A 2,911-nucleotide genomic window follows, 5' to 3' on the forward strand; every position below is an offset into this window, starting at 1 on the left:
CGTTGTTGAAGCCGTGCCGCTTCTGATGGAACAGCACCGGCCCCTTGCTGTCGGGCTTCGTCATCAGCGAGCCGGCGCCCTATGAGCTCTACATGGCCGGGCTGATCGCCATCTGGGCGCTTTTCGGCCTGAGGATTTCCCGCGCGGCCACGCCCTTATTGGTGCTGCTGGTGACGATGAACATCGGCGGCATGATCTCCATGACGCAGATGGCGGACCTCGCCAACACGCCGCTCTATCTCGCCGTGTCGCTGTTTCTCGCCTTCAGCGCGGTGTTCTTCGCATCGATCACCGCCGTACAGCCGAGCCTCTACCGGCTGATCTTCATTGCCTATGTGGTCTCGGCAGTGGCCACATCGCTGCTTGGCATTGCAGGCTATTTCCATGCCTTTCCGGGCGCGGAGATGTTCACCAAATACGATCGCGCCGCCGGCGCCTTCCAGGACCCGAACGTGTTCGGCCCGTTCCTGGTGCTGCCCGGCATCTATCTGCTCTATCTGCTTTTGACCGGACCGGCGACACGCATGCCGCTGCTGGCGGTGCCGCTGCTGATCATCACCGCCGGCATCTTCTTCTCCTTCTCGCGCGGCGCCTGGGGCATGTTCACCGTCTCGGCCGTCCTGCTCACCGGCTGCCTGTTCCTGCAGAGCGCCAGCGGCAAGTTCCGGCTGCGTGTGGTGGTGATGACGATGGCCGCACTGGCGCTGCTGGTCGTCGCCATGATCGTCATCCTGCAGCTGCCCGGCGTGTCGGAGATGTTCTCCAACCGTGCCCAGCTCGAACAGAGCTACGACACCGCCCGCCTCGGCCGCTTCGCCCGCTACGGCATCGGCTTCCAGATGGCGATGGAGCATCCGTTTGGCATCGGCCCGCTGGTCTTCGGCACGATCTTCGGTGAAGACACCCACGATATCTGGCTGAAGATGCTGATGGATTATGGCTGGCTCGGCTTCGTGTCGTTCCTGGCGCTCGTCTTGTGGACGATAGCAGCCGGCTTCCGCATCCTGCTGCGCGACCGGCCGTGGCAGCCCTATCTCCTGTGCGCCTACGTCGCCTTCATCGGCAATATAGGGCTGGGCACCTTCATCGACATCGACCACTGGCGCCATGTCTACCTGCTGCTCGGCCTGATCTGGGGCGCCATCGCGCTGGAATACCGCCATCAACTGCTGTTTCGGCCTGCCTTGCAGGGCTCGCCGGCACCGGCAATCGCAGCGGGATAAAAGTCGCGGAATTCGGTTGACCCGCACGGGGTTATCACGATACATCGCGACCGGTCCGGAGTGTAGCGCAGCCCGGTAGCGCACTTGACTGGGGGTCAAGGGGTCGTCGGTTCGAATCCGGCCACTCCGACCATTTCAAAGCAGGACTTGCCCCCAAAAGTCCTTTCCGCCTTTCCACGAGACACCTTTCCGGACACCCGAAGGGTAGCACAGACCAAAAGTTCCAGCTCTTCGACACGAATTGAGGCTGTCGGCGGCACGAGATGGAAGCCGATTGGCGCGTTGAATCGCTTGAAACCTTGAGTTCAACTCGATTCACGAATGTGTGGCAGTTTCACAACGCTCATATTCCAAACGTTTCCAATCACATGGAAGCGCTTTTCAAGCTTGGGCTGGTGTGTAGATTAAGCAGCGTAGAATCTTGGGGATATCATGAAGACGATCATTCTCTCTTCAGCACTGCTTTTGGCCCTCACGGGCGGGGCGCTTGCCGCCGACCCGATCATCAATGTGCCATCGCAGGATGTGGCGCCTGCCGGTTTCATCTGGACTGGGGGCTATGTGGGTATCGTCGCCGGGGTGAACTACCTGAAGGGTGATTTCGACATCCCGAACTATGATCCTTCCGGCTACAATGCCGACAACACGTCAGCCGAAATTGGTGGCAAAGTCGGATACAATTATCAGTTCGCGAACAATTTCGTACTCGGCGGCGAGGCATCGCTGGTTGCAGTTTTCAACGAGGGTGCGGACAGTACGTTTGATGACGAAGAGATCAATGTACACACGGACTGGCAAGCTCACATTGTTGCAAAGGTTGGCTACGCGGCAGATAGGTTCATGCCTTATGTAAAGGGCGGCATCGCTTTTCTGCACGCAAATGACGTCTTCTATTCCACCACGGGGGATCGCAGCGATCCTCAAAGCCGAACCTACATTGGCTGGACCATTGGCGCTGGTGTCGACTATGCGCTCAACGAGAAGTGGATTGTCGGCGTCGATTATGCATATGCTCATTTCGGCAGTCACGATTTTGCGAACGACCAGCTTGGGCCAACCATCTTGAAGCCAAGCACCCATACGGTTTCCGCGAGCTTGAGCTACAAATTCTGATCGGCATGGTAGGCTGTGACTGCCGTCGTCAGCCGGTGTCCGTGCCAGCTGTTCACGCCCAATCTGGGACCTCAACCTAGCCCTGACAGACATCCACCCATTCAGCGCCGGTGAGATCGACCATGCGCTGCGGTGCAATCCGCACCGCGGCGTTGGTGGCGCCTGCCGCAGGCACCACTTCGTCAAACTCGCGCAGCGATACGTCGCAATAGACCGGCAGCGGCGCCGGCAGGCCGAACGGGCAGACGCCGCCGACCGGGTGGCTGGTCGCTTCGACAACCTCGGCGGCGTCGAGCATGCGCGGCTTGCCGCCGAACTGGTCCTTGAATTTGCGGTTGTCCAGTCTGGCGATGCCGCTGGTCACCACCAGCATGGTGCGGTCGCCGACGCGCAGGCAGATCGTCTTGGCGATCTGGGCCGGCAGCACGCCATGCGCCTCGGCCGCCAACATCACCGTCGCCGAGCTCGCTTCCGTGACAACGACGTCGATATCGGGCGCGTGGGTGGCGAAGAAGGCACGAACGGATTCCAGGCTCATATCGAAAACCCATGGCTCAAAAAGCTTGATGGACGGC

At 60.1% G+C, this 2,911-nt stretch carries 3 protein-coding genes and 1 tRNA gene; 3 read left to right on the forward strand and 1 reads right to left on the reverse strand.

What is annotated here, in order from left to right; genetic code table 11:
- Positions 1-92 precede the first annotated feature (92 nt).
- The 3 genes from EN984_RS29085 to EN984_RS29095 all read left to right on the forward strand — a co-directional run bounded on the left by EN984_RS29085 (position 93) and on the right by EN984_RS29095 (position 2,336).
- On the forward strand, positions 93-1,223 hold the full coding sequence (locus EN984_RS29085) for an O-antigen ligase family protein (protein WP_245480138.1): 1,131 nt from the start codon (positions 93-95) through the stop codon (positions 1,221-1,223).
- Positions 1,224-1,279: 56 nt separating this feature from the next.
- Positions 1,280-1,356: transfer RNA gene (locus tag EN984_RS29090), tRNA-Pro, on the forward strand.
- A gap of 299 nt (positions 1,357-1,655) precedes the next feature.
- A complete protein-coding gene (locus EN984_RS29095; RefSeq protein ID WP_127267063.1) occupies positions 1,656-2,336 on the forward strand; it encodes an outer membrane protein in 681 nt (226 codons plus the stop codon).
- A 76-nt stretch (positions 2,337-2,412) separates the two neighbouring features.
- Here the strand turns inward: EN984_RS29095 and EN984_RS29100 are convergent, their stop codons facing one another.
- Positions 2,413-2,874: a YbaK/EbsC family protein gene (locus EN984_RS29100; RefSeq protein ID WP_127267062.1), complete on the reverse strand. Its 462-nt coding sequence runs from the start codon at positions 2,872-2,874 to the stop codon at positions 2,413-2,415.
- Between the last annotated feature and the right edge of the window lie 37 nt (positions 2,875-2,911).

Origin of the sequence: Mesorhizobium sp. M7A.F.Ca.CA.004.12.1.1 (assembly GCF_003997835.1) — a bacterium.
GTDB lineage: Bacteria > Pseudomonadota > Alphaproteobacteria > Rhizobiales > Rhizobiaceae > Mesorhizobium.

Excerpts from the sequence above, each read along its gene's own strand:
- EN984_RS29085 (WP_245480138.1), top strand. The coding sequence starts at position 93 with ATGGCCGGGCTGATCGCCATCTGGGCGCTTTTCGGCCTGAGGATTTCC.
- EN984_RS29095 (WP_127267063.1), top strand. The coding sequence starts at position 1,656 with ATGAAGACGATCATTCTCTCTTCAGCACTGCTTTTGGCCCTCACGGGC.
- EN984_RS29100 (WP_127267062.1), bottom strand. The coding sequence starts at position 2,874 with ATGAGCCTGGAATCCGTTCGTGCCTTCTTCGCCACCCACGCGCCCGAT.